This window comes from Enterococcus sp. S53 (assembly GCF_016516865.1).
Taxonomy (GTDB): domain Bacteria; phylum Bacillota; class Bacilli; order Lactobacillales; family Enterococcaceae; genus Enterococcus_D; species Enterococcus_D innesii.
The window spans coordinates 25,564-47,535 of record NZ_JACVUH010000005.1 but is presented as its reverse complement, the minus strand read 5'-3'; the positions used below and the strand labels follow the sequence as shown (position 1 = coordinate 47,535).

Here is a 21,972-nt window from a genome sequence, read left to right as displayed (position 1 = left end):
AAGAAAAGCAAGCGTCAAGACAACGTCGGACGGTTTGCTTTTTTTGTGATGACTTTGACAGCAAGCTTTGATTAAGGAAATTTTTTTGATAAAAATAAACTTTATATGTAAAAAATAATCGATTCCAAGAGTTATTATTTGATGGATATTTAAGAAATGTGTATGCTTTAAGTAGAAAGCAGTAAAGGAGGTTGCCAATGCGTAAGATTTCTAAAGTGATTTTTATCATCGGATTACTTTTACTCTTACTTGTCTTTTATTTTGGGATCATCGCCAATCAGCAAGCGGCTTCATTGCCTGTTTACTTGATTCCTTTGGATGAATATCCTTGGGTCGGATCTTCCATGAGTATGCTGCTCTTTTGGTTATCTGTTGGCTTTGCTATTTTTACAGTGATCGCACTCTTTGTCGTTTTGTTTTATCCAAAACGCTCAGACCGCTTGATCATTCCCCATAAGACAGGCGATTTAGTGATTCAGAAGAAGGCCTTAGAGCATTTTGTGCTCGAGCGGGTGAAACAAGCAGATTTCATCCATCAGCCATCGGTAAAAATCAAAATCGTCAAGAATAAAGTAGCGGTAAAAATCGATGGAGAAATGAAACAAACAGCAGCCATCCCGCAAAAACAAGAAGCTTTGGTTGGTGAGATCAGCAGCAGTCTGCAGCAGCTTTTCGGTATCGAAAGCAATATCCAAACGGAAGTTGTTTTAAAAGATACGCAAGAAACGCCAGCAGCCCATGACCAACCGCGTGTAGTTTAGGAGGAACAGGTATGAGTGAATGGTTCTACCACTATAAGATCCCGCTTATCTTTGCAGGTTTCGGTTTGATCCTAGCGATCCTGTTTCTAACGATCGGCTTTTTGAAAACCATACTGCTGGTGCTGTTTACGGCACTAGGTACGTATCTGGGATTTTATCTCAAAGAAGTCGGATTCTTTGAACAATTTCAAAGACCGCGCCGTTAACTTTGGTAACATTATTAGTTTAATTTATATCAAGATTATAGTAGGAGGAATGTACGATGGAAAACCAAACAAAACCAACAACAGGTGTTAAAGGAGAATTAACTTACGAAGATAAAGTGATTCAAAAAATCGTAGGCATTGCATTAGAATCTGTAGACGGACTCTTAACAGTCGATGGCGGTTTCTTCTCAAATATTGCAGGTAAATTAGTCAACACCGATGATGTGACTTCAGGGATCAACGTTGAAGTTGGGAAAAAACAAGTGGCAGTCGATCTTGATATCGTTGCAGAATATGGCAGCGACATGACCACGATCTACGACCAAATCAAAGAGGTTGTTTCAACACAAGTCAACAAAATGACGAATTTAGAAGTCATCGAAGTAAACGTGAATGTAGCAGATGTCAAAACACGTGAACAATTCGAAAAAGACTCTGAAACAGTTCAAGACAAAGTAAGCAGTGCGGCAGAAACAACTGGCGACTTTGCGTCAAAACAAACACGTAAAGCCAAAGGTGCCTTCAACCGGACAACGACGCGTATTCAAGAAAACAACGAACCACGCGTTCAATAATAGCAAGATAAGCAAAAGACTAGCTTCGGCTAGTCTTTTTTTGTCCCACAAAAGGTGTATTTTTGCAGTTTCAGCCGATCAGAACATCAAAGCCAAAAGCTCCAATAATGGATTCCTTCTGCTTGAAAGACATCGTTAGGATAGCTTTTCTCATAATGGGCTTTTTCGGGGGAATCATTAGGATCGAATACTTGGATATTTCCTTCTTTGTTCAAAGCCAATACCATGATATGTCCGGATGTCGTAAAGGTTCCTGCTTGAACCGAGACCACAACGGGGATGCCTTGTGTCATTTTCTCATAGGCAGCCTCAAATGAATCCCCTAAATCGGCAAATTGGTAACCAAAAGCTTCGGCAAACTGAGGAAAGATTTGCCAACTGGTTCCTTGTTTGGGAAGATAAAATTGATCGCCAGCCCACTTTAATAGTTTGTCAGGATTCGGCGGATGATCCGTCCAAAAAGCATCGATCATGGCTAAAGAAGCAATAGCGCACCCGTTTGCCGCAAACGTATTTTGCTCTTCTCCATATCCATATGGGCTATTACCCCAGCGTTGATCGGTTTGTACAATCAACGGCAGTTGCTGCGTGTCTGCCATCGCTTGTTGAATCGCTTGATTGGCTTGGCGAGTGAACTGTTTTGAGACAAGCGCTGTCTGATCAAACGTAGCATCCCTGACCTGATCAATCACGTAATGAATGACAAACACACCACCGATGAGAAAAAGCAGCAGTGCAAGGCTCTTCTTTTTCTTCCCATCGTTTCTCCTAGTTTTTGATGTCCTTGTGTGCGATCGCATGAAATGCCCCTCCTCGTAAAGTAGTATCTAAGAGAAGTATAGTCTTTTTCTAATAAGAGCATTTCTGCATTTCCTGAAGAATTTCATACGATTTTATGACAACCAACATTTGAAAAGTAAGTTTTTGCTGTTTGGACAGCTGTCGATGACAGACACAAAAGCAGCGCTTCCTCTATTTGGCTGAGTGGGTGGAATAACGAACAGCCACTTCTCTCCAGATGTCTTTTCTAAAAAAGGAATTTTTAAGAAAAGACAGCAAACAGTGAAGTTTTTTGTGTTTTGTTGTATAATGCAAATTACTGAAAAGTTGCGACCTTCAAATCGTAGATGATTTCAGAATCTATAATTGAAATGATGGTGAAACAATCATGTCTAACGAAAACACCCGGGTGGTGGTTGGAATGAGTGGCGGGGTAGACTCGTCAGTAACAGCACTTTTGCTGAAAGAACAAGGGTATGATGTTGTCGGGATCTTTATGAAAAATTGGGATGATACCGATGAAAACGGTGTTTGTACCGCAACAGAAGACTACAAAGACGTAGCCAAAGTGGCTGCGCAAATCGGGATTCCTTATTATTCAGTGAATTTCGAAAAAGAATATTGGGACCGTGTATTTGAATATTTCCTTGCAGAATACCGTGCCGGACGGACACCTAATCCAGATGTCATGTGTAACAAGGAAATCAAGTTCAAAGCCTTCTTGGATTATGCGATGGATCTTGGTGCCGATTATGTAGCCACTGGCCATTATGCACAAGTGACCGTTGATGAGAACGGCGTGACCCATATGTTGCGAGGCGTGGATAACAACAAAGATCAAACGTATTTCTTAAGCCAATTGTCACAAGAACAATTGAGCAAAACCATGTTCCCACTAGGCGGTATGGAAAAATCAGAAGTACGAGCGATCGCTGAACGGGCCGGTCTAGCAACAGCCAAGAAAAAAGATTCCACGGGTGTTTGCTTTATCGGAGAAAAGAATTTCAAACAATTTTTGAGTAATTACTTGCCAGCGAAAAAAGGCAACATGGTTACATTAGATGGCGAAGTCAAAGGACAACACGATGGCTTGATGTACTACACCATCGGACAACGTCAAGGCTTAGGCATTGGCGGCGGCGGTGCCACTCAAGAACCATGGTTTGTAGTTGGAAAAGACTTAGCAACCAACACTTTGTATGTGGGGCAAGGATTCCATCACCCCGCATTGTATGCAGATCGCTTGGAAGCAAGCCAAATCCACTTTACCACAGACCAAGATCGCGGAACGGAATTTTCATGCACAGCAAAATTCCGCTACCGTCAACAAGATGTACCGGTAACGGTGCGTCTATTAGATGGAGATCGGGCAGAAGTGATTTTTGACGAACCAGTACGCGCCATCACTCCGGGACAAGCAGTCGTTTTTTATGACGGCATGGAATGCTTGGGCGGCGGTTTAATCGATGCAGCCTACAAAGAAGCCAAAGAATTACAATATGTTTAACCACTAACACAATCAGTCCTAGCTAAGAACACTGAACCAATCAGTTGCACTTAGCTAGGGCTTTTTTTATTTGTACCAACGAATGTTTTGCGTAATCAAGAGAACCAAAAATAGGTAGCCGATTATTCTTTGATCTTGAAAAGGTGGATCTGTTCGCTAAATGCAGCGACTTGTGCAGGATCGATCGTACCGTTTGTTTTCGAAAGCGCATTAGACATGCCACAAGCCATCGAATAGGTCAATGCTTGTTCCATTGGATACTGTTTATTCATTGCAACAGCCATACCACCAACGGTTGAATCGCCACAGCCAGTCGTATTAACGATGGCGATTTTAGGGATCTCGATCTTAAAAAAAGTCGACTGGTGTTTAACGATTGCCCCATCGCCGCCTTGAGAAACCATGACGGTGTCGATCCCTTCGAAAAGAGTGCTCTCTAAGACAGAGAAAATGTCTTGCGATGAATGCAATTTTTGACCCATTAGTTCTTCTAATTCCTGTTGATTTGGTTTAATAAAACTCGGACGAGCATTCGTTTGAGTCAAACAATTTTTTAGTTGTTCCCCAGCTATATCCATGAGGATCGGGACTTGTTCACCTAATGATTGACGGATGAATTGAAGCAACTGATCGTGAAAGTGTCCATTATCAGAATTTACTGATCCAGAAATACAGACGACCGTGATGGGGTGTTGTTTAATTATTGCTGCAAGGTGTTGGTAAAAAAGTTGTTCGTTTTCCTCCGACAGATAAAGTCCTTTTTCTACTAGCTCAGTATGAGTGTTACCGTCATGCATGATCGTGATCGCATTGCGAGAATTGCCGTCGATGGTGAGGAAATCCAATACATAACGTTCTTCAGCTAGTAAAGAATCAAGGATCGTTTTGCCTACAGGTCCACCTAAAATACCTGTCAATAAAACGGCTTCCCCAGATTGTGCGATGACTCTGCCAGCATTGATGCCTTTTCCTCCAATTGATGTATGTGGGTTATCTACCCGATTTACTTGATCCAATTTTAGCGAAGGAACAAGATAGTTGTAGTCCATGGAAGGGTTCATTGTGATGGTTAAAATCATTTTTGTTCCTCCTTGAGGATCTCTGTAAAGGAACGATAATAGTCAAAAGTAGTCTCAGAAAGTTTATCATCAGTGATCAAATAGTCGATATCTGAAAGCGAGTAGAAGGTATAAACGTCAGAGCGATTAAACTTGGAACTATCTGCAACGATGCATTTTTTGCGGGAATGTTTGAATGCGACTCGTTGAATCGAACCTTCAACAAGATTTGCAGTGGTAATATTATTTTCAAAAATCCCATTTGTAGCAGCAAAAGCGATATCGATATTTAAATTTTCAAAACTCTTCTCTGCTGTTTCCCCATAAAATTCTTCCGTCGTGCGGGAAAATTCTCCACCGGTCAATAAGACACGATAGTCTGTGTTGTAAATCAAATAATTAAAAGCAAGTAAACTATTTGTGATCACGAATAAGTTTGCTTTTTTTAGTTCAGGTAAAGCGTGGAGCATCGTAGTTCCCGCACCGATATAGATAGTATCGTTGTCTGATATGATACTGTTCATTACTTTTCCGATGAATTTCTTTTCGGCAACGTTCGTATCGATTTTTTCTTGAGTAGAAAGCTCGTGTTCGATTTTTTCGAGTTTTTGGGCGCCACCATAGATTTTTACCAATAAAGATTGATTCGCTAACTCTGTAATATCTCTACGAATGGTCATATCGGAAACGTCTAATGTTTTGGCTATTTCTGCAATGGATAAGTAATCGTGCTGATTCACTAGCGCTAGAATTTTTTCTTGCCGTTCTTTCTTTAACATAGTTTCACCTCTGGTTGATTAACGATTTTTTTAAGTTTCTTTTTTATCGATGTTCTTTATACATTAATTAATAGCATTTACTTTTGGAAAAAGCAAGGGAAAATGTTCATCTTTGTTAAAGTTTGATAGTTTCGTGTATTGGTGAAAGGAATCAGTTTGAAAAAAATACCAAAAGAAAGCGTTGACAAGAAAAATTAACTATTGTATATTTACATTGTAAAACATATTGTAACAAACTTTAACAATGTTTATCATTTGGGTTGAACAAGGAGGAAGAATAGGTGGGCTATACGAGCATGTTTGATGAAAGGCTAATTTTTCTCGATGTGGAAGGAGAGGAGTTGAAAGAACTATTTGAAGAAATAGCCAAACGATTACAGCAACAAGGTTTTGTGAATGAACAGTATGTAGAAGGATTACTAGCAAGAGAACAAGCCTTTCCAACTGGACTAATTACACAGTATTTGAATATTGGCTTGCCTCATTCAGAACCAGCGTATGTCGAAAAGCCTTTTATTGCGATCGTGCGTCTGAAAAACGAGGTGAAGATGAAGCAAATGGGGGACAGTCAAGAAATGCAGGTCAAGGATCTCTTTTTTCTAGGGATCAAAGAACCAAAAGAGCAAGTCGGCTTACTGCAATCGTTAATGGCATTATTTATGGATGAAGGATTTGTAAAGGCATTCATTGAAACACAAGAAGTGCAGGAAATTTATCAGCTAGTTACTCAGTATACAAAATAAAATTTTTGGAGGAATTTAAGATGAAAAGAAGATTGATCGTAGCATGTGGAAGTGGCGTTGCAACAAGTCAAACGATCGCAAGTAAAATTGCCGGAATGCTTGAAGATGACGGAATCGATTTCCCCGTTGAAGCAGTTGATTACAAGTCGATCCAAAATGAATTGCCGTCGACAGGAATTTATGTGTATGTTGCTCAGCCAGATGATGAAGTATTGGAAAAAGCCGCTGAGCTAGGTGTACACGTTTTTGCTGGGATTCCGTTTCTTACCGGTATGGGTATGGATACGATTTATGAAGAAATCAAAGAATTGATTGGCTAGTACAAAACATCCTATCAAAAGAAAGAAGTGAAAAAAATGCAAGTATTTCAAGACATTATCAATTATATCTTAGGTTTAGGTTCCGCTATTTTTGTGCCGCTAATCATTTTAATCCTAGGCTTGGTTGCAGGGATGAAATTCAAAAAAGCCTTTATGTCTGCAATCACGTTAGGTATTGCTTTTACTGGGATGTCGATGGTCATTGGTTTTATGTCAAATGCAGTTAGTCCAGCTTCCGAAGCATTGGCAAAAAATACTGGCTTGAACTTGCCTGCGCTAGATTTAGGGTGGACAGGAGCGGCAAGTATCACCTGGTCATGGTCCTATGCCTTTGTTTTCTTTGCCGTCGTTCTTGGTGTGAATTTTGTCATGTTGATTTTGAACTGGACCAAGACGTTGAATGTCGATATGTGGAATGTATGGGGCAAAGCGCTGACTGCCTATCTGGTCTACTTTATCAGTGGAAGTTTACTTGCTGGGTTTATCACCGCCATCGTACAGGTTATCTTGGAACTTAAAATGGGGGATATGTTCCAACGCCACATTGAGGATTTGACTGGTATTCCTTTAGTAACAGTGACCCACTTGATGAATATTTCAGCAGTGCTTTTATTACCGATCAATGTGATTATGGATAAAATTCCTTTCTTTAATCGACGGGCAGATACCAAAGCCTTAAAAAAGAAAATCGGTATCTTCTCTGAAAATTCGGTGATGGGCTTTCTCATTGGTTTGGGCTTGGGATTAGCTGCAGCTTATGGCGTGTCAGGCTCACTGAACTTAGCTATTCAAATCGCGACTGCAATGGCTTTGTTCCCAATGATCTCAAAAATGTTTATGCAGTCCCTTTCACCACTTGCTGATGCAATGTCGGAAATGATGAAAAAACGCTTTAAAGATCGGGAAGTTTACATTGGGTTAGATTGGCCTGTATTAGCTGGTCGCTCTGAGATTTGGGTCACTGCTATCTTGTTGGTACCTGTCTTTATTGGCTATGCCATCATCTTGCCAGGAAATGCTGTGTTGCCTTTAGCAGGAATCATTAACTATTCGATCGCAGTAGGTGGATTATTGCTTACTGGCGGAAACTTGGTTCGTATGCTGATCATGGGGGTTATTTCGATGCCAATCTATCTATATGCAGCTACGTATTTGACGCCGATCTTAACGGGCTTAGCAGATCGAACCGGCGCAGTAGAAGGAATACAAAAAGGGCAGCAAATCACTTGGTCTTCGATCGAAGGACCAGAATTTCGAATTTTATTTGCAGAAGCGTTTAAAGGAAATATCTTGGGTATCGTCGGTTCCGTTGTGTTTATCGCAATGTTTGTCTGGTTGTATAAATATATGAGCAAGGTAAAAGTACCAAGTCAAAGATATGAAGAACAAGGGACCCAATCGACGCAAGTGCGTGCGACGAATGGCTAATATTTTCAAAAAGAAAAGGGCGACAGGAATGGGAAAGAGCGAAAAAATAAAATGGCAATTGCTTCTTTTTCTAGCAATTGGCTGCTATCTCTTAGCTTTGGTGACACAACAGTACCTATTTAATGTCGTAGCGATTGGTCTAGCAGTCTGTGTGTATAACTATGGCAGTCCAGTACTTTTTAAAGAATACGATGAACGGAAAAAGAAAAAAGAGGAAGAAGCAGCCAAAGTAAGAGAAGCTGTTCAAACAATCTTACGCAACAAAACGTTTGAAAAATAAAAAAGGTGGTCTTGAATATGTCAGATGGACGGATGATTTTTGAAAGAGAACGGGAAGATTTAGCACGAATCGTAAAATTGATTTTTACCAGGAAGAATACAAATGTTGCAGGCGGTAATTTTTCTTTTAAAACAACCGATGAAACTGGAAAAGAATACATTATTATGACACCAACTATGATGTCAGAAGCCTATTTAGGAGAAGTCTCACCAGCCCAGATTTTAGTTGTTGAGCCTCATACGAGAAAGGTGATTGATGGGGTAGGTCAGCTGACACGAGAAATCAACTTACACGAAGCGGTTTATGATACGAATCCAGCGATAAAAGCAGTCTTACATGCCCATTCTCCTCACTCGATGTTCTGGGCAACCGCCGGATTGGATATGCCTAACTTAACGGAAGCGACCCAAAAAATTGGCTATATTCCTGTACTAGACTTTGAACCTAATTGCTCACCAGAATTAGCAGAATTAGTTTCTGATTATATGAAAAAAGAACAACTCGCCTTACCGAATATGTTACTCCTCAACAGTCATGGGGTACTGATCAGTGCGCCAGGAGCATCTGGCATCGAAGCAATCCATAAAGCTTTGCAAATACTAGATACCACGGAATGGAACGCGGAAATTGCCTATAAGCAAACGATTTTTCAATCTTTAGGCTTGTTAGATGGTTTTTACTCCAAAGGGAGACAAGTAGGAACCCTTGAAGACTTGAAAAAACATACACCGATTTATAATAAAGAAGAAATTTTTGCTGGTGGTGATTAGCCAGCAAGTAATCATCTTTTTTGATTGATAAAAATCCAAGAACATTCGTTTACGAGTTCTTGGATTTTATTTTTTTATTCAAAATATGCTATAATTTAGTCAGAAAATGAATGTTTTTGATGTATTGGCATTTTTAAAAGAAAGGGGGAGGTGCATGAATCGTACAAGATCCAACCTCATGAAATGAGGGACGTTAGTGTCGTAGGGGTGGTAATGCTTCATCAGAATCAGGTCATTTCAAGCCAAATCAACCAACTTGCCTTAGCCGTACTATTTGGTTTAGCCGGGTATTTGATTGTTGTAAAAAGTTCTACTTTTTGTCCTCTCAGATTGCGGGGCATTCCGATCAGTATAACCAAGCAGAAGTCAAGTGGGACAAAATTGCGGGGGGTGTCGCCTTCTTTATTGCGCTGATCAATTTGATTTTGGTCTTTGTGTGAGTGCGACGGAAAAAAGCCACCAAAAGAAATCTTTGGCGGAAAATGGTTTACTTTGGTCATGATCGATCATCAAATTCGGCTTGATGTGCTTGAAAAAAATGGTAATACTGCTGGACACTAGCTAACTGCGTCCACTTCCGCACATCGACGGGCGTTTGATCCAAATCATAGATTTTGGCTTCCTTTAAAGATAAAACGAAAGGACTATGGGTAGCAATAATGAATTGGCACTGTTCATAGCGGACGAAATCTTCCAGTAACTGCACTAGTTCCAACTGACGATCAGCAGAAAGGGAATTTTCTGGTTCATCTAATAAGTAAAGACTGTTGGGACGAATTTTTTCTTGAAAGAAGCGAAAGGCACTTTCACCATTGGAATATTCTTGGACGTTGTCGATCAAGTGCTTGCGGGTGAATTTGGACTGTGTGTTGGATCGTGCGAGATTGATTTTCTTCAATTCATGGTAATCGTCAAAACCTGTGAAACGAAAGTCCGCATACTTTGCTTGGTAGTATTCTTGAAACACTTCTTCTCGGCGATGATCGATCCCTTGATTTAAGTTTCGAATATCCAGCATGAAGTCAAAGACGTCATCGCTGGTCAAAAGCACTTTTTCTTGCGGTTCGTCGTTGCTACGAGCAGCACAGTAGGATAAATAGTCCTCGAAAAAATTCGACCGATTATACGCAGCAAAGCGCTGCGCGTGGATCTTTTCGGCAATCACGTTCAATGCAGTGGTTTTGCCAGAACCATTACCGCCATATAAAATCGTGATTGGTTCAAAATCGATCTGCTGAAAACGGCGGGCACTGAGAATCTGAAAAGGGTAGTAAGAATCATAGACAGTCCGTTGGATAGAAAGGAAAAAATCAAACTCGGTTTCTTGATCGGGAAAAGTGATTTGTTCGAGATACATGGGGCACCTCCTAGCAGTTTCGTGGTTGCCATTATTGTAGCATATCCATCACAGATAAAAATTTTTTTGCGAGGTTAAAATAAATCTTGTTTGCTATTTTTTTAATCTTTTACTGTTATATTCACAACAGGAAACTTCTGTGCTAGACTATAAGGGCATAGAAATGATGTAATCTTAAGCAACTGATAAAACGTACAAAAAAACGAAGGTTTAATGAATTCTTTAAGCGATGTTTAAATGCTGAAACTTATTCCTTGCAAGTTTAAGTAAAAGTGACTAATATGAGGAAGGAATCGTGAAAGGAGCAATGGAATGTATCAAGTAGTAGTCATGTATGGGGACAATGAACCGTGGTGGTTTTTTGAGGGATGGCAGTCAGATATTCAAGAGGCGTTCACATTTGCAACTTTCAGCGAGGCGCAGTCATTTTATGAACAAAAATGGCAAGAAATCAGAGAAGAGTATTCGTACATAAATGCAAAATCAAACTTTATGACGGCTTTTTGGAATGAAGAAGACGAACGCTGGTGCGAAGAATGCGACGATTACCTCCAACAATATATTGGACTGGCATTGCTTAAAGAATATCAGCAAGTCGTCGATGAAAGCAGGAAAGATTTTTATGAAACAACTAATTCTAGCGGAAAAGCCAAGCGTTGCCAAAGACCTCAGCAAAGTTTTGGGCTGTGAGCAAAAACATAAAAATTATTACGAAGGACCCAAGGCGATCGTTACTTGGGCCCTTGGTCATTTATTGGGCTTGAAAATGCCTGAAGATCTAAATAAAGACTGGGCATCATGGCAGATGGAAACATTACCGATGATCCCTAAGTCCATTGGGATCAAGCCGTTGCCAAAAACCGGTCATCAACTAAAAGCCATCAAACAATTGGCTCAAAGAAAAGATGTCGGGGAAGTTGTGATCGCTACTGATGCGGGAAGAGAAGGGGAGCTAGTCGCTCGCTGGATTTTGGAGTGGGTTCGTTTTGACAAACCAGTCAAACGTTTGTGGATTTCTTCGCAAACCCCCAAAGCCATCAAAGAAGGTTTTGCAAAATTGCAGTCAGCCAAGCACTACGACAATCTTTACTACTCCGCCCTTGCGCGGGCAAAAGCCGACTGGCTGGTAGGATTGAATGTCACTCGGGCATTGACGGTCAAATATCAAGACAATCTTAGTGCGGGTCGGGTCCAAACCCCTACCTTAGCTTTGGTGCGCAGTCAGGAAATGCAGATCGAAAGTTTCCGTCCGCAAACCTATCATGTGATTACCCTAAACGTAGGCGATGCCAAGGCTCGCCTGCAGCAAAAAAATCCTTATCAATTAAAAGAACGCAGCGATGCCGAAGCATTGGTCAAACAGATGAGTCAACAAAATGGTCGCGTGACAGCGATCGAAGAAAAGGTCAAAACAGAAAGTGCACCACTGCCCTACGATTTGACCGAGATCCAACGAGAAGCCAATCAGCGTTATGGGTTTTCAGCCAAGAAGACCTTGTCGCTTGTTCAAAGCTTGTATGAAACCCACAAGATCGTCACTTATCCAAGGACGGATTCCAAGTATTTGACCAATGATATGAAGGCAACCATGAAGGAACGCCTGCAGGCAGTTGCGGATTTTGCCCCAGAAGTCAAAGGATACTTGAAAAATGGTGGACAAGTGGTGCAGCAAGCTGTCTTCAATGATAAAAAAGTTACCGATCACCATGCCTTATTGCCAACGGAACAGCGGGCACGGTATGAAAAATTAACTACCGATGAACAACGGATCTATCAAATGATCGTTAGTCGTTTCTTGATGCTCTTTGCGAAACCCCATAAAAAGCAGCAGCAGAAAGTGACCGTGACCTTTGGTTCAGAAACCTTTGTATTCAACCGCAATACCGTGTTAGAAGCGGGATGGAAAACGACTTCTGAAGAAGAAACCAGTGATGTGGCTTGGCAAAAAGGCAGTACCGTCAAGCCTGAGTTCACCATCCAAAAAGAGTTGACCACACCACCGAAACCGTTGAATGAAGGAACTCTTTTAGGCAAAATGGAAAAACACAGTCTTGGCACGCCAGCAACCCGTGCGGAGATCATTGAAAAGCTGATCAAATCTGAGCTGATGGAGCGGACCCCAAGCGGCTTGCAAGTATCGCCAAAAGGCAAGCAGCTGTTAGTCTTAGTCAATCCATCCTTGGTGACACCAGAATTGACGGAAAAATGGGAGAAGGAACTGGAAGCCATCGCGAAAGGCACCTATTCTGCCCAAACCTTCCTCGCACAAATCGAAGCGGACACCAAACAACTGGTCAAAGAAATCAAGCAAAGTGAAAGCAAGTACCAAGATTTCTCATTGACCCAAAAACGGTGTCCTGAATGCGGCGAACCATTGCGGGAGAAAAATACCCGTGATGGCAAGATCTATGTTTGCTCCAGTGGCACCTGCAAGTACCGTCGTCGGAAAGACCCGAAAGTTTCAAACCGACGCTGCCCGCAATGCCACCGAAAGATGGAGATCATTGAGGGCAAAAACGGCGCCTATTTCCGCTGTAAATTCGATGGGACCACCGAAAAAATGGCGGATAAAAAGGAACGCAGCAAAAAGCTGTCGAAACACGAAGAACGCCGCTTGATGAACAAAATCAATCAAGAAGAACCGCAAGAAAGCCCATTAGCAGCTGCTTTAAAAGCTGCTATGGAGAAGAAATAACCGCATGAGGTAGAAAATGAAAAAGAGTGAGGACGATTTTGCTGTCCTTCACTCTTTTTTTGCACCCATTCATTCACTCATCTAGGCATTTTTTTGACGGTATTCTTTCGGTGAGATTTTTTCTTTCTTTTTGAACAAAAAGGAAAAATAATTTGGGTCATTGTAGCCAACATCAAAGGCGATCTCAGATAGCCGCAGATTGGTCGTTAACAGCAGTTCCTTAGCTAAGGTCAACCGTTGCTCGGTCAAGTATTCGATAAACGTAGAATCAGTGGCTTGCGAGAAGATGGTGCTGAAATGTGCTGGACTCAAATGAACTTTTTCAGCAACTACATTTAAGGAAATATTGGGATCAGAAAAGTGCTCACTAATAAAGGCTTTGGCTTGATTGATGACGCTTTGATATTTCGCCATTGCAGGATTGATGGGTTGTTTGGTCAATAATGGCAACAGTTCTGCCAGAGTCGTTTGATAGTTCTCTGGCTCATGGGTCAATGCCGCTAGATAGTCTAAGTCATGGGCGTGCTGAACGATCTGGGGCAGCGAATGACTGTCTTTTTTCTTCAATAATGCCAGCAGTTCGACTAAGACGAACAAACGGTACATTTGCGTTCGCTCAACGGTTCCTTGAGGCGCCATCAATTCAGCGATCAGCTCAGGGATCGTCTGTTTCCCAGCATTTGCCAGCCGTGAAGCAAGGTCGGTTTTGAAGGGATTGGTGGGGGACAGTTCCCCTTCGCGAATGTCGTCTTCATAGCTGATGATTTTTTCCTTGCGGATGCTGCCATAGGTTTTTAGCATATCACGAGCTTTCTGATAAGAAAGAGAGATACCCGAGAAGCGATCTGCTACCGGTCCAATCGCCACTGCTACTTCTTCCCCAGAACCATGAACGAGGCTTTGAGCGATCTGATAGGCTTTTTCTAAAACTTGTTCTCGGTCGTGGTCAAAAAGTAAAAACTTGATGAAGCGGCTGGACACACTGGAGAACAAGACGGCATCATCTTGCTCATAGGCTTTGGTCAGCTGCTGGCTAAAGCGAGTGTAGTCAGAAAAGCTTTGATTGAAGGGGGTTTTTGCTAACAGCACACAAAACTGTTTGCCTGAAAAGCGCCGGCCCAGTTCTTCTGCTTGCAAAAAGGCTTCTGAGATCGTGATCTTTTGTTTAAAGAGGTGATTCAGAAAGTGATTTTTTTTGATTTCCATTTCGAATAAATCGTCTTCTTTGGATAATTGCTGATGAGTGGTTTGTTGTTCATCTAAGTGTTGAACGACGGTTTTGATGGCTTGTTCTAATTCTTCGTTTTTGATGGGCTTGAGCAAGTAATCATCTGCTTGCAACTGCAGTGCCGTTTTTGCATAGTCAAAATCATCAAAGCCGCTAACAAAAATAATGCGAACTTGCGGCAATAATTTTTTGGCTTCTTTCGCAAAGACCAAACCATCCATAAACGGCATTTTGATATCGCTGATAATAATATCCGGACGCAGATCAAGGATCGAAGCCAGCGCCAATTCGCCATCGGCGGCTTCATCGCTATAAACGATCGGGTATTGTTTGGCAAGAGTCATGATTTGGTGACGCAAACTATCGCGAATCAGATGTTCATCTTCAACTATGAACACTTTGTACATGGTTGGGTTCCTCCCTTTTTGGTACTGTGACGGTAATCGTGGTGCCTTCTTGGTATTGACTGTGGATCGTCAGTTGCGCTTCGCTGCCGTAGTTCAGCTGGAGGCGGCGATAGACGTTGTAAAGGCCATAACCGCTCTCAGAGTCGGGGTCGGTGGTTTCCTTAAGGTTACGACGAATCTCCTGCAAACGGTCAGGGTCGATCCCAACGCCGTTGTCACTGATGGTCATTTGAATCTGGTGGGGCAGTTCTGACACTGTGATTCGAATCATACCGACACGGCGGACAAACTTGGTGCCATGATAAACGGCGTTTTCAACAAGGGGCTGCAAGACCATTTTCAGGACCTGTAGTTCTGGACTGACGGTTTGATCTTCAATGGTGTAAGACAGCATCCTGCCATAGCGGATCTGTAAAATCTTCAAGTAATCGTCCACATGCCGCAATTCTTTTTCCAAAGGAATCCAGTCTTGCCCTTTGCTTAAGGAGATACGGAAAAAATCCGACAACGCATAGGTCATTTCCGTTGCTTGCTCGTAACGGGCAGCTTCAATCAAAGAAACGATCGCATCTAAACTATTATAGATGAAATGTGGGGTAATCTGGGCTTGTAAGACCCGCACCTCACTTTGGGCTAAGTGATACTGCTTCAAGGCATTTTCTTCCAAGAGCCGAGTCAAGTCATCTGCCATTCGATTCAAGCTACTCGTCAGAGTCCGCAGCTCTGGGGTCTCGGGCAGTTCTGCTCGGTAGCTCAAATGTCCTTGGGATAGTTCATTGGAAAGGTCTAACAACCGATCCAGCGGGTATTGCAAATTATCTCGAACAAAGCGCCGGTTTTTATTGATGATCGCAAAGATGATCAAAAGCAACACGACTTGAAAAAGGATCAGCAGCAACACGGATTGGACTAGTTCGTGATTGGTTTGGCTGGCTAAGCTGATCTCTACCCCGACGAATTGCTGCAAAATTTCGGATAGCAAATCGATCACCGAATCCACTTGGATCATGACGTATTGGTTTTTTTCCACCGGCTCATCCTTGAGAATATTATCGATCAACTGTTGCTGATAGGTTTCTAAAGAATCGAGCGTCCGAAAGGCGACCGCTAAAATATTGAGCTCTTTGGCAGTGCTGGTATTTTCTTGGATGTGTTGCAGATCGCTCCTTAGTTCATCGATCACATTGGTTTCTTGGACTTGTGCGACGGTTTTTTGACCAAAGACTAAATCCCACATTTCTTCCAAGACAATGGCATCGACTTTTTCCGATAGTTGATTGGCTTCTTCAATATTGTTGATGGTATTTTGGTAAATGAAAATCTGCCGCGAGTAAAAGACACTGCTTACTACGAGGGGGATAAAGGCGACGAGGATCATCAGTTTATTCGTCTGTTGAAAGATGCCCTTGATACTTTTTGTTTTCATCTTCATCCCCTCAATAATTTCTCGGCGGAATCTGATCGAAATCCATGTCACTGGAAAAAACCGTTTCATGGACATAGATTTCACGAGGAATGGCATCAGCGCCGCGAGCCAAGTAGCGCGAGATGGCATTTTTGACGAACACACCAGCATCTGGGTTGCACTCAACGACACAATTGACCACTCCTTGCTTCAATTTATCGATCATTTCTTTTTGGGCATCGATCGATACGATCACTAAATCCTTCCCTGGCTCAATATCGGTTTTTTCGAGGGCTTCAAGAGCACCGAGAGTCATCTCGTCATTGTGACTGAACAAGACATCGATCTGCTCCATTTTGCCTTCTGCGATGTATTGTTCAATGACTTCTTTGCCTTTGCGGCGAATGAAGTCACCATTTAGCTCATCTTTGACTTGGATCGTTACATTGTTGTGGGCATAATCACGCTTGATGGTTTCTCGGAACCCTTCTGAGCGCAAATACGTCGGAGACGTAGCATCCAGTCCCGTCAATTCTAAAACATTGATCGTTTCATTTTGATGTTCTTTATAATAATTGCTTACGTAGAGACCCGCACGATTGCCCTCGGCTTTGAAGCTTGGCCCGATATGGGTCAAAAATAAAGAGGGGTCACTGACATTGACATGACGATCTACCACGAAAATGGGAATCCCCGCTTGCGCCGCTTCTTCCAAAATCGGTTCCCAATTGTTTTCCTGAATCGGGGTAAAGACGATGGCATCGACTTGATACACGATAAAACTGCGGATATCTTGAATCTGACGTTCTTGATTCATATAGCCGTTACGATAGAGCACTTCATAGCCTTCCTTCTCTAATTCAGTGCGAATCGATTCGGTGTGGCGCTTGCGCCAGCTGCTTTCTGTTCCCGATTGAGAAAAACCGATCACGATACTTTCTTCCGATGTTTCAGTGGTTGTTTCTTTGTTTGCTTGGCAACCAGACAAGCAAGCTAGAAACAAACAGACGAACAACCCAATTTTTATATTCCTCATTTTTTTCACCTCTATAGTCTATTCTACTAAAAAATACGGAAGCGCTTTACACAAAATATCAAATCAAATAAAAACCAAGGGAATCTTAAAAAATCCAAGATTCCAAAGAGAAAAGGGGGCAACTGGGCCGTTTTTTCTCAAGAAATCCAAGAAACCTCGAAAAAATCTAAATGTAAGCGATTCCTTAACTAGCTATACTGAATATGTAAGAAAAAGACATGGAGGGATCACAATGAAAGGTACTTTTGGTAAATTGGTCGTCCTAGCATCCACCTTATTGGTTGGTGGATTGTTAGCAGCTTGTGGGAATGGATCAGATAGCGGGGCAAACGGTGACGGAGACAAAGGATTTGTTGGGATTGCGATGCCGACCAAATCAGCAGAACGATGGATCGCAGATGGCGACAATATGGTAGAGGAATTAGAGAAGCTTGGCTATAAAACTGACCTGCAATATGGAGAAGACAAAGTAGAAAACCAAGTGGCACAAATTGAGAACATGATCACCAAAGGCGTTGATACTTTAGTGATCGCCTCGATCGATGGTTCGGCACTGACGGACGTGTTGGAAAAAGCCCATAACGAAGACATCACAGTCATCGCCTATGACCGTTTACTGATGAACTCGGAATACGTCGATTATTATGCCACCTTTGATAATTTTGGGGTCGGCGTGCTGCAAGCGTCTTATATTGAAGACAAATTAGGTCTCAAAGACGGTGAAGGACCATTTAATATTGAATTATTCGGCGGCTCTCCAGATGATAACAATGCACTGATCAATTATAATGGGGTCCTTTCGGTCTTCCAACAATACTTTGACAGCGGACAGCTAGTCGTTCCTTCTGGTCAAACCAACTTCAACCAAATCGCTACCTTGCGTTGGGATGGTTCGACTGCACAAGCTCGGATGGACAACTTGTTGAGTGCCAACTATACGGATCAAACATTGGATGCCGTTCTTTCACCTTATGATCCAATCAGCCTAGGAATCATTTCATCGCTTAAAGGTGTTGGCTATGGTTCTTCCGATAAACCACTACCTGTGATTACTGGTCAAGATGCGACGGTGGCAGGAGTGAAATCAATCATCGCGGGTGAACAAACCCAAACGATTTTCAAAGATACACGGGTGTTAGCGAAAAACACGATCGAAATGATCGAAGCCATCACCAATGGCGAGGAAGTCCCGGTCAACGATACGGAAACCTATGACAATGGCGTCAAAGTCGTACCAACCTATTTGTCAAATCCCGTTTCTGTGGATAGCGACAACTACAAAGAAGAATTGATCGATACCGATTACTATACAGAAGAAGAGCTAGGCATTTAAGCAAGAAGTACAGATCCAGCGAGAAAAGATGCTAGTTTCCCCGAAAGCAGCAGGGAAGAACGAATCATCCCCAGTATTCGTTCTTTCCGCTTTTCTTACAAACGGATCGCTTCACTTTTACATAAAAAGGAAAAGGGTGAAAGAACATGGCAGATAATATTTTGATGATGAAAGGCATCGTCAAAGAGTTTTCAGGGGTTCGCGCCCTTGATAACGTCAACCTCTCGATCGAGCGAGGAGAGATCCACGCACTGTGTGGAGAAAATGGCGCCGGCAAGTCCACGCTGATGAATGTCTTAAGCGGACTCTATCCTTACGGCAGCTATGACGGAGAGATCTATTATGAAGGGGAGTTATGCAAGTTCAAAGATTTGCGGGACAGTGAGGACAAAGGAATCGTTATTATTCATCAAGAGTTAGCCTTAAGTCCTTACCTGTCGATCAAAGAAAATATCTTTCTAGGAAATGAACAAGCCAAACACGGCATCATTGATTGGGATCTAACCGAAAAGAAAACAGACAACCTCTTAAAGATCGTTGGCTTAAAATTAGACCCGAATACGCTGGTTTCACAAATCGGTGTCGGGCATCAACAGCTGGTGGAAATTGCCAAAGCATTTTCAAAATCCGTCCGATTGTTGATTTTAGATGAACCAACTGCGGCGTTGAATGAAGAAGAAAGTGCCAATCTGTTAGAGCTGATCAAAGAGTTTCGCAACCAAGGGATCACTTCGATCATCATCTCCCACAAGCTGAATGAAATTGTCAATGTGGCGGATCGCATCACGATTTTACGAGACGGGCAAACGATCGAGACGCTGAGCGGCACCGAAATCTCTGAAGAGCGCATCATTCGCGGCATGGTTGGGCGAGACTTGACCAATCGCTACCCAGAGCGGAACCCCACTATTGGTGAACCGTTTTTTGAAGTCAAAAATTGGACGGTCCATCATCCAATCGACCATACCCGTGTGGTGAATGAAAATTTGAACTTGATGATCCGCAAAGGAGAGATCATCGGTATCGCCGGTTTGATGGGTGCGGGACGGACTGAGTTTGCCATGAGCGTCTTCGGTCATTCCTACGGCAGTTCGATTTCGGGGGAAGTCTATAAAGACGGCCAACCGATTTCTGTCAAAGACGTGCCAACCGCCATCAAAAATGGGCTAGCCTATGTGTCGGAAGACAGAAAAGCGCTGGGCTTGAATCTGCTGATGGATATTCGCGAGAATACCACCATTGCTAGTCTTGCCAAAATCAGCCGCCAAGGGGTCATCGATAAAGAAAAAGAAGTCACGATGGCAGAAGAATTCCGCAAAAAAATGCGGACCAAAACCAATTCAATCTATCAAAACGTCGGCAGTTTGAGTGGTGGGAATCAGCAAAAAGTTGTTTTGGCAAAATGGCTGATGACCACACCAGACATCTTATTTTTAGATGAACCGACCCGTGGGATCGATGTCGGGGCGAAATACGAAATCTATACGATCATCGAAGAGATGGCAGCAGCTGGCAAAGCCATTTGCATCATCTCCTCGGAGCTGCCAGAACTATTAGGCATGTGTGACCGAATCTATACGATGAACGAAGGACGCTTCACTGGCGAGGTCCTGCGGGAAGAGGCGGATCAAGAACGATTGATGAATCTAATGACATTAGAAGAGAGTGGGGTTTGAGATGGAAACAACCAATAAATTAAAAAAAGAACGCAGCCATTCGCTGAAAGAAAAGGCACTGGAAATCTTTAGTAAATACAGTATGATCATTATCTTAGCAGTATTATTGGTGGCCTTTCAGCTCATGACCGATGGGATTTTCTGGCGGCCGCTGAATATCACCAACCTCGTGTTGCAAAACAGTCATATTCTCGTTTTGGCAGCTGGTATGCTTTTGGTCGTCTTGTTAGGACACGTCGATCTATCCGTAGGGTCCGTGATGGCGTTTGTCGGTGCGATTGCAGGCGTTTTAATGGTCAATAACGGCATCAGTCCTTGGCTGGCAGTGCCTCTTTGCTTACTGATGGGGGCAGTGATCGGTGCCTGGCAAGGCTTCTGGGTCGCGTATGTCGGTATCCCAGCATTTATTGTGACCTTGTCTGGTTTACTGATGTTTCGAGGACTGACCCAAGTCGTCTTAGGCGGTCAGTCCTTGGCGCCTTTTCCCAAGGCATTCCAACAAATTTCTACTGGGTATTTGCCAGATATTGCAGGCGGTCAGATCCATTTACTTTCCATGATTTTAGGTGTAGTGATCACGGGCGTCCTGATTTTAGGCCAATGGCGGACCCGTGAGCGTCACAAAAAAAATCTTTTTGAAGTGGAATCAATGGCAGCCTTTGCCTTTAAAGCCGTCTTTACTGCGGTCGTATTTCTCGGTGCTACCTATATCTTTGCCTCTTATCAAGGGTATCCGATCATTTTGATCGTCTTAGGAGTGATCGTGGCTGCCTATGGCTTTTTGACTAACAAAACCGTCGCTGGTCGTCAAATCTATGCAACCGGCGGCAACAAAAAAGCAGCCGAACTTTCTGGGATCAAGACGAAGAAAATCACCTTCTGGGTCTTCGTGAACATGGGGATGATGGCAGCTTTGGCGGGCTTGGTTTTAGCCGCTCGGTTGAATGCAGCCACACCGCAAGCGGGAACGTCAATGGAATTAGATGCGATGGCCGCAGTGTATTTCGGCGGTGCTTCCACCTCAGGCGGTATTGGTACCGTGATGGGGGCGATCGTCGGTGGTCTCGTGATGGGTGTCTTAAACAATGGGATGTCGATCTTAGGAGTCGGTGTCGATTGGCAGCAAGCCATCAAAGGGTTGATTTTGCTGCTGGCTGTCGTGTTGGATATCTACAATAAGAAAAAGAAAATTTCGTAGGAGGGCCTGTTTATGGAGGACCAAGCACAAAAGACGATTTTATTGATTTGTACCGCCGGCATCACTACGGGACTCTTAGTAAAAAATATGCAGCGGGCCGCAGATGAAAAAGGGCTAGCTGTGCATATCTATTCGGCACCAGCCATCATTGCTGAACAGATCCTGCAGCAACAAACAGTCGATGCCTTGCTGATCGGTCCGCAGTCGAAGTACGAAGTCAATCGATTAAAAGACTTTCTCATGGTCAAAGCGGTGCCATATAAATTAATCAAAGAAACAGATTATGAGCTGTTAGATGGCGAAGCTGTCCTTACAGACAGCCTGACCCTCTTACAAAACGATCGCTAGGCTCAAAAAAGAGCTATGTGTTTCAGCGTTTGAATATGTTGTTTAGAGTAGTGCCTTGCGAATCCCCCAAGCAAGCACTACT

At 42.8% G+C, this 21,972-nt stretch carries 23 protein-coding genes; 15 read left to right on the top strand and 8 right to left on the bottom strand.

The features are described from left to right. Positions 1-197: 197 nt before the first annotated feature. The 3 genes from amaP to IAE45_RS08370 are packed head-to-tail and all read left to right on the top strand — an operon-like array spanning position 198 to position 1,542. The gene (gene amaP / locus IAE45_RS08380; protein ID WP_005232260.1) at positions 198-761 is read left to right on the top strand and encodes an alkaline shock response membrane anchor protein AmaP; all 564 of its coding nucleotides are present in this window, start codon (positions 198-200) and stop codon (positions 759-761) included. Between the two features lie 11 nt (positions 762-772). Further along, positions 773-967: a DUF2273 domain-containing protein gene (locus IAE45_RS08375; protein WP_005232259.1), complete on the top strand. Its 195-nt coding sequence runs from the start codon at positions 773-775 to the stop codon at positions 965-967. Positions 968-1,023: 56 nt separating this feature from the next. Next, positions 1,024-1,542, top strand: a complete 519-nt coding sequence (locus IAE45_RS08370) for an Asp23/Gls24 family envelope stress response protein (protein WP_005232258.1) — start codon at positions 1,024-1,026, stop codon at positions 1,540-1,542. An 86-nt stretch (positions 1,543-1,628) separates the two neighbouring features. Here IAE45_RS08370 and IAE45_RS08365 read toward each other — a convergent pair whose 3' ends face one another. Beyond that, positions 1,629-2,342, bottom strand: coding sequence for a C39 family peptidase (locus tag IAE45_RS08365; RefSeq protein ID WP_140965108.1), 714 nt, complete (start codon positions 2,340-2,342; stop codon positions 1,629-1,631). Between the two features lie 368 nt (positions 2,343-2,710). Here IAE45_RS08365 and mnmA point away from each other — a divergent pair, with 368 nt between their 5' ends. After that, complete coding sequence (gene mnmA, locus IAE45_RS08360) at positions 2,711-3,829, top strand: tRNA 2-thiouridine(34) synthase MnmA (RefSeq protein WP_077453943.1); 1,119 nt, start codon at positions 2,711-2,713, stop codon at positions 3,827-3,829. A 122-nt stretch (positions 3,830-3,951) separates the two neighbouring features. On the opposite strand, the gene IAE45_RS08355 is transcribed toward mnmA, so the two are convergent. Then, positions 3,952-4,908 carry a 1-phosphofructokinase family hexose kinase gene (locus IAE45_RS08355; RefSeq protein WP_200125891.1) on the bottom strand — a complete coding sequence of 319 codons (957 nt, stop codon included), beginning with the start codon at positions 4,906-4,908 and terminating at the stop codon, positions 3,952-3,954. After that, positions 4,905-5,666 (bottom strand): DeoR/GlpR family DNA-binding transcription regulator, encoded by a 762-nt coding sequence (locus IAE45_RS08350; protein WP_008376158.1) that lies wholly within the window; start codon positions 5,664-5,666, stop codon positions 4,905-4,907. The genes IAE45_RS08355 and IAE45_RS08350 overlap by 4 nt, the downstream gene beginning before the upstream one ends. 281 nt (positions 5,667-5,947) lie before the next feature. Here IAE45_RS08350 and IAE45_RS08345 point away from each other — a divergent pair, with 281 nt between their 5' ends. From IAE45_RS08345 to IAE45_RS08325, 5 genes are read left to right on the top strand one after another with little or no spacing between them, the layout of a single operon-like run. Further along, complete coding sequence (locus IAE45_RS08345) at positions 5,948-6,409, top strand: PTS sugar transporter subunit IIA (RefSeq protein ID WP_142424156.1); 462 nt, start codon at positions 5,948-5,950, stop codon at positions 6,407-6,409. Positions 6,410-6,429: 20 nt separating this feature from the next. Continuing rightward, a complete protein-coding gene (locus IAE45_RS08340; protein WP_005227245.1) occupies positions 6,430-6,729 on the top strand; it encodes a PTS sugar transporter subunit IIB in 300 nt (99 codons plus the stop codon). Between the two features lie 36 nt (positions 6,730-6,765). Further along, positions 6,766-8,157 carry a PTS galactitol transporter subunit IIC gene (locus IAE45_RS08335; protein ID WP_140965105.1) on the top strand — a complete coding sequence of 464 codons (1,392 nt, stop codon included), beginning with the start codon at positions 6,766-6,768 and terminating at the stop codon, positions 8,155-8,157. Positions 8,158-8,185: 28 nt separating this feature from the next. Beyond that, positions 8,186-8,437 (top strand): hypothetical protein, encoded by a 252-nt coding sequence (locus IAE45_RS08330; protein ID WP_142424155.1) that lies wholly within the window; start codon positions 8,186-8,188, stop codon positions 8,435-8,437. Positions 8,438-8,454: 17 nt separating this feature from the next. Then, positions 8,455-9,207: a class II aldolase/adducin family protein gene (locus IAE45_RS08325; RefSeq protein WP_010748701.1), complete on the top strand. Its 753-nt coding sequence runs from the start codon at positions 8,455-8,457 to the stop codon at positions 9,205-9,207. A 227-nt stretch (positions 9,208-9,434) separates the two neighbouring features. Here the strand turns inward: IAE45_RS08325 and IAE45_RS08320 are convergent, their stop codons facing one another. Next, entirely contained in the window at positions 9,435-9,707 is a 273-nt protein-coding gene (locus tag IAE45_RS08320) for a hypothetical protein (RefSeq protein ID WP_189372222.1), read from the bottom strand. Next, complete coding sequence (locus IAE45_RS08315) at positions 9,704-10,564, bottom strand: AAA family ATPase (protein WP_200125893.1); 861 nt, start codon at positions 10,562-10,564, stop codon at positions 9,704-9,706. Before IAE45_RS08315 ends, IAE45_RS08320 begins: the two co-directional genes overlap by 4 nt. Positions 10,565-10,876: 312 nt before the next feature. Between IAE45_RS08315 and IAE45_RS08310 the strand changes: the two genes are divergently transcribed. Both IAE45_RS08310 and IAE45_RS08305 read left to right on the top strand, forming a co-directional pair. Continuing rightward, positions 10,877-11,254 (top strand): DUF1033 family protein, encoded by a 378-nt coding sequence (locus IAE45_RS08310; protein WP_005227251.1) that lies wholly within the window; start codon positions 10,877-10,879, stop codon positions 11,252-11,254. Continuing rightward, positions 11,187-13,259 (top strand): DNA topoisomerase III, encoded by a 2,073-nt coding sequence (locus IAE45_RS08305; RefSeq protein ID WP_005227252.1) that lies wholly within the window; start codon positions 11,187-11,189, stop codon positions 13,257-13,259. Before IAE45_RS08310 ends, IAE45_RS08305 begins: the two co-directional genes overlap by 68 nt. An 81-nt stretch (positions 13,260-13,340) precedes the next feature. Here IAE45_RS08305 and IAE45_RS08300 read toward each other — a convergent pair whose 3' ends face one another. The 3 genes from IAE45_RS08300 to IAE45_RS08290 are packed head-to-tail and all read right to left on the bottom strand — an operon-like array spanning position 13,341 to position 17,335. Next, positions 13,341-14,894 carry a response regulator gene (locus IAE45_RS08300; protein ID WP_081118297.1) on the bottom strand — a complete coding sequence of 518 codons (1,554 nt, stop codon included), beginning with the start codon at positions 14,892-14,894 and terminating at the stop codon, positions 13,341-13,343. Next, positions 14,872-16,320, bottom strand: coding sequence for a sensor histidine kinase (locus IAE45_RS08295; RefSeq protein ID WP_200125895.1), 1,449 nt, complete (start codon positions 16,318-16,320; stop codon positions 14,872-14,874). The genes IAE45_RS08300 and IAE45_RS08295 overlap by 23 nt, the downstream gene beginning before the upstream one ends. Before the next feature lie 10 nt (positions 16,321-16,330). Next, a complete protein-coding gene (locus IAE45_RS08290) occupies positions 16,331-17,335 on the bottom strand; it encodes an ABC transporter substrate-binding protein (protein WP_200125897.1) in 1,005 nt (334 codons plus the stop codon). A gap of 232 nt (positions 17,336-17,567) precedes the next feature. On the opposite strand from IAE45_RS08290, the gene chvE reads away from it, so the two are divergent. From chvE to IAE45_RS08270, 4 genes are all read left to right on the top strand, one after another. Then, positions 17,568-18,668, top strand: a complete 1,101-nt coding sequence (chvE, locus tag IAE45_RS08285; RefSeq protein WP_005231478.1) for a multiple monosaccharide ABC transporter substrate-binding protein — start codon at positions 17,568-17,570, stop codon at positions 18,666-18,668. 146 nt (positions 18,669-18,814) lie between these two features. Continuing rightward, the gene (gene mmsA / locus IAE45_RS08280; RefSeq protein ID WP_077453937.1) at positions 18,815-20,344 is read left to right on the top strand and encodes a multiple monosaccharide ABC transporter ATP-binding protein; all 1,530 of its coding nucleotides are present in this window, start codon (positions 18,815-18,817) and stop codon (positions 20,342-20,344) included. Position 20,345: 1 nt separating this feature from the next. Continuing rightward, positions 20,346-21,542: a multiple monosaccharide ABC transporter permease gene (mmsB, locus tag IAE45_RS08275; RefSeq protein WP_200125899.1), complete on the top strand. Its 1,197-nt coding sequence runs from the start codon at positions 20,346-20,348 to the stop codon at positions 21,540-21,542. A gap of 12 nt (positions 21,543-21,554) precedes the next feature. Then, positions 21,555-21,890, top strand: a complete 336-nt coding sequence (locus IAE45_RS08270) for a PTS sugar transporter subunit IIB (protein ID WP_008376144.1) — start codon at positions 21,555-21,557, stop codon at positions 21,888-21,890. Positions 21,891-21,972: the final 82 nt, after the last annotated feature.

Excerpts from the sequence above, each read along its gene's own strand:
- IAE45_RS08320 (WP_189372222.1), bottom strand. The coding sequence starts at position 9,707 with ATGACCAAAGTAAACCATTTTCCGCCAAAGATTTCTTTTGGTGGCTTT.
- IAE45_RS08300 (WP_081118297.1), bottom strand. The coding sequence starts at position 14,894 with ATGTACAAAGTGTTCATAGTTGAAGATGAACATCTGATTCGCGATAGT.
- IAE45_RS08295 (WP_200125895.1), bottom strand. The coding sequence starts at position 16,320 with ATGAAAACAAAAAGTATCAAGGGCATCTTTCAACAGACGAATAAACTG.
- IAE45_RS08310 (WP_005227251.1), top strand. The coding sequence starts at position 10,877 with ATGTATCAAGTAGTAGTCATGTATGGGGACAATGAACCGTGGTGGTTT.
- IAE45_RS08340 (WP_005227245.1), top strand. The coding sequence starts at position 6,430 with ATGAAAAGAAGATTGATCGTAGCATGTGGAAGTGGCGTTGCAACAAGT.
- IAE45_RS08290 (WP_200125897.1), bottom strand. The coding sequence starts at position 17,335 with ATGAGGAATATAAAAATTGGGTTGTTCGTCTGTTTGTTTCTAGCTTGC.
- mnmA (WP_077453943.1), top strand. The coding sequence starts at position 2,711 with ATGTCTAACGAAAACACCCGGGTGGTGGTTGGAATGAGTGGCGGGGTA.
- IAE45_RS08375 (WP_005232259.1), top strand. The coding sequence starts at position 773 with ATGAGTGAATGGTTCTACCACTATAAGATCCCGCTTATCTTTGCAGGT.
- mmsB (WP_200125899.1), top strand. The coding sequence starts at position 20,346 with ATGGAAACAACCAATAAATTAAAAAAAGAACGCAGCCATTCGCTGAAA.
- IAE45_RS08365 (WP_140965108.1), bottom strand. The coding sequence starts at position 2,342 with ATGCGATCGCACACAAGGACATCAAAAACTAGGAGAAACGATGGGAAG.
- IAE45_RS08355 (WP_200125891.1), bottom strand. The coding sequence starts at position 4,908 with ATGATTTTAACCATCACAATGAACCCTTCCATGGACTACAACTATCTT.
- IAE45_RS08330 (WP_142424155.1), top strand. The coding sequence starts at position 8,186 with ATGGGAAAGAGCGAAAAAATAAAATGGCAATTGCTTCTTTTTCTAGCA.
- IAE45_RS08305 (WP_005227252.1), top strand. The coding sequence starts at position 11,187 with ATGAAACAACTAATTCTAGCGGAAAAGCCAAGCGTTGCCAAAGACCTC.
- amaP (WP_005232260.1), top strand. The coding sequence starts at position 198 with ATGCGTAAGATTTCTAAAGTGATTTTTATCATCGGATTACTTTTACTC.
- IAE45_RS08315 (WP_200125893.1), bottom strand. The coding sequence starts at position 10,564 with ATGTATCTCGAACAAATCACTTTTCCCGATCAAGAAACCGAGTTTGAT.
- IAE45_RS08335 (WP_140965105.1), top strand. The coding sequence starts at position 6,766 with ATGCAAGTATTTCAAGACATTATCAATTATATCTTAGGTTTAGGTTCC.
- IAE45_RS08370 (WP_005232258.1), top strand. The coding sequence starts at position 1,024 with ATGGAAAACCAAACAAAACCAACAACAGGTGTTAAAGGAGAATTAACT.
- IAE45_RS08325 (WP_010748701.1), top strand. The coding sequence starts at position 8,455 with ATGTCAGATGGACGGATGATTTTTGAAAGAGAACGGGAAGATTTAGCA.
- IAE45_RS08350 (WP_008376158.1), bottom strand. The coding sequence starts at position 5,666 with ATGTTAAAGAAAGAACGGCAAGAAAAAATTCTAGCGCTAGTGAATCAG.
- IAE45_RS08270 (WP_008376144.1), top strand. The coding sequence starts at position 21,555 with ATGGAGGACCAAGCACAAAAGACGATTTTATTGATTTGTACCGCCGGC.
- mmsA (WP_077453937.1), top strand. The coding sequence starts at position 18,815 with ATGGCAGATAATATTTTGATGATGAAAGGCATCGTCAAAGAGTTTTCA.
- chvE (WP_005231478.1), top strand. The coding sequence starts at position 17,568 with ATGAAAGGTACTTTTGGTAAATTGGTCGTCCTAGCATCCACCTTATTG.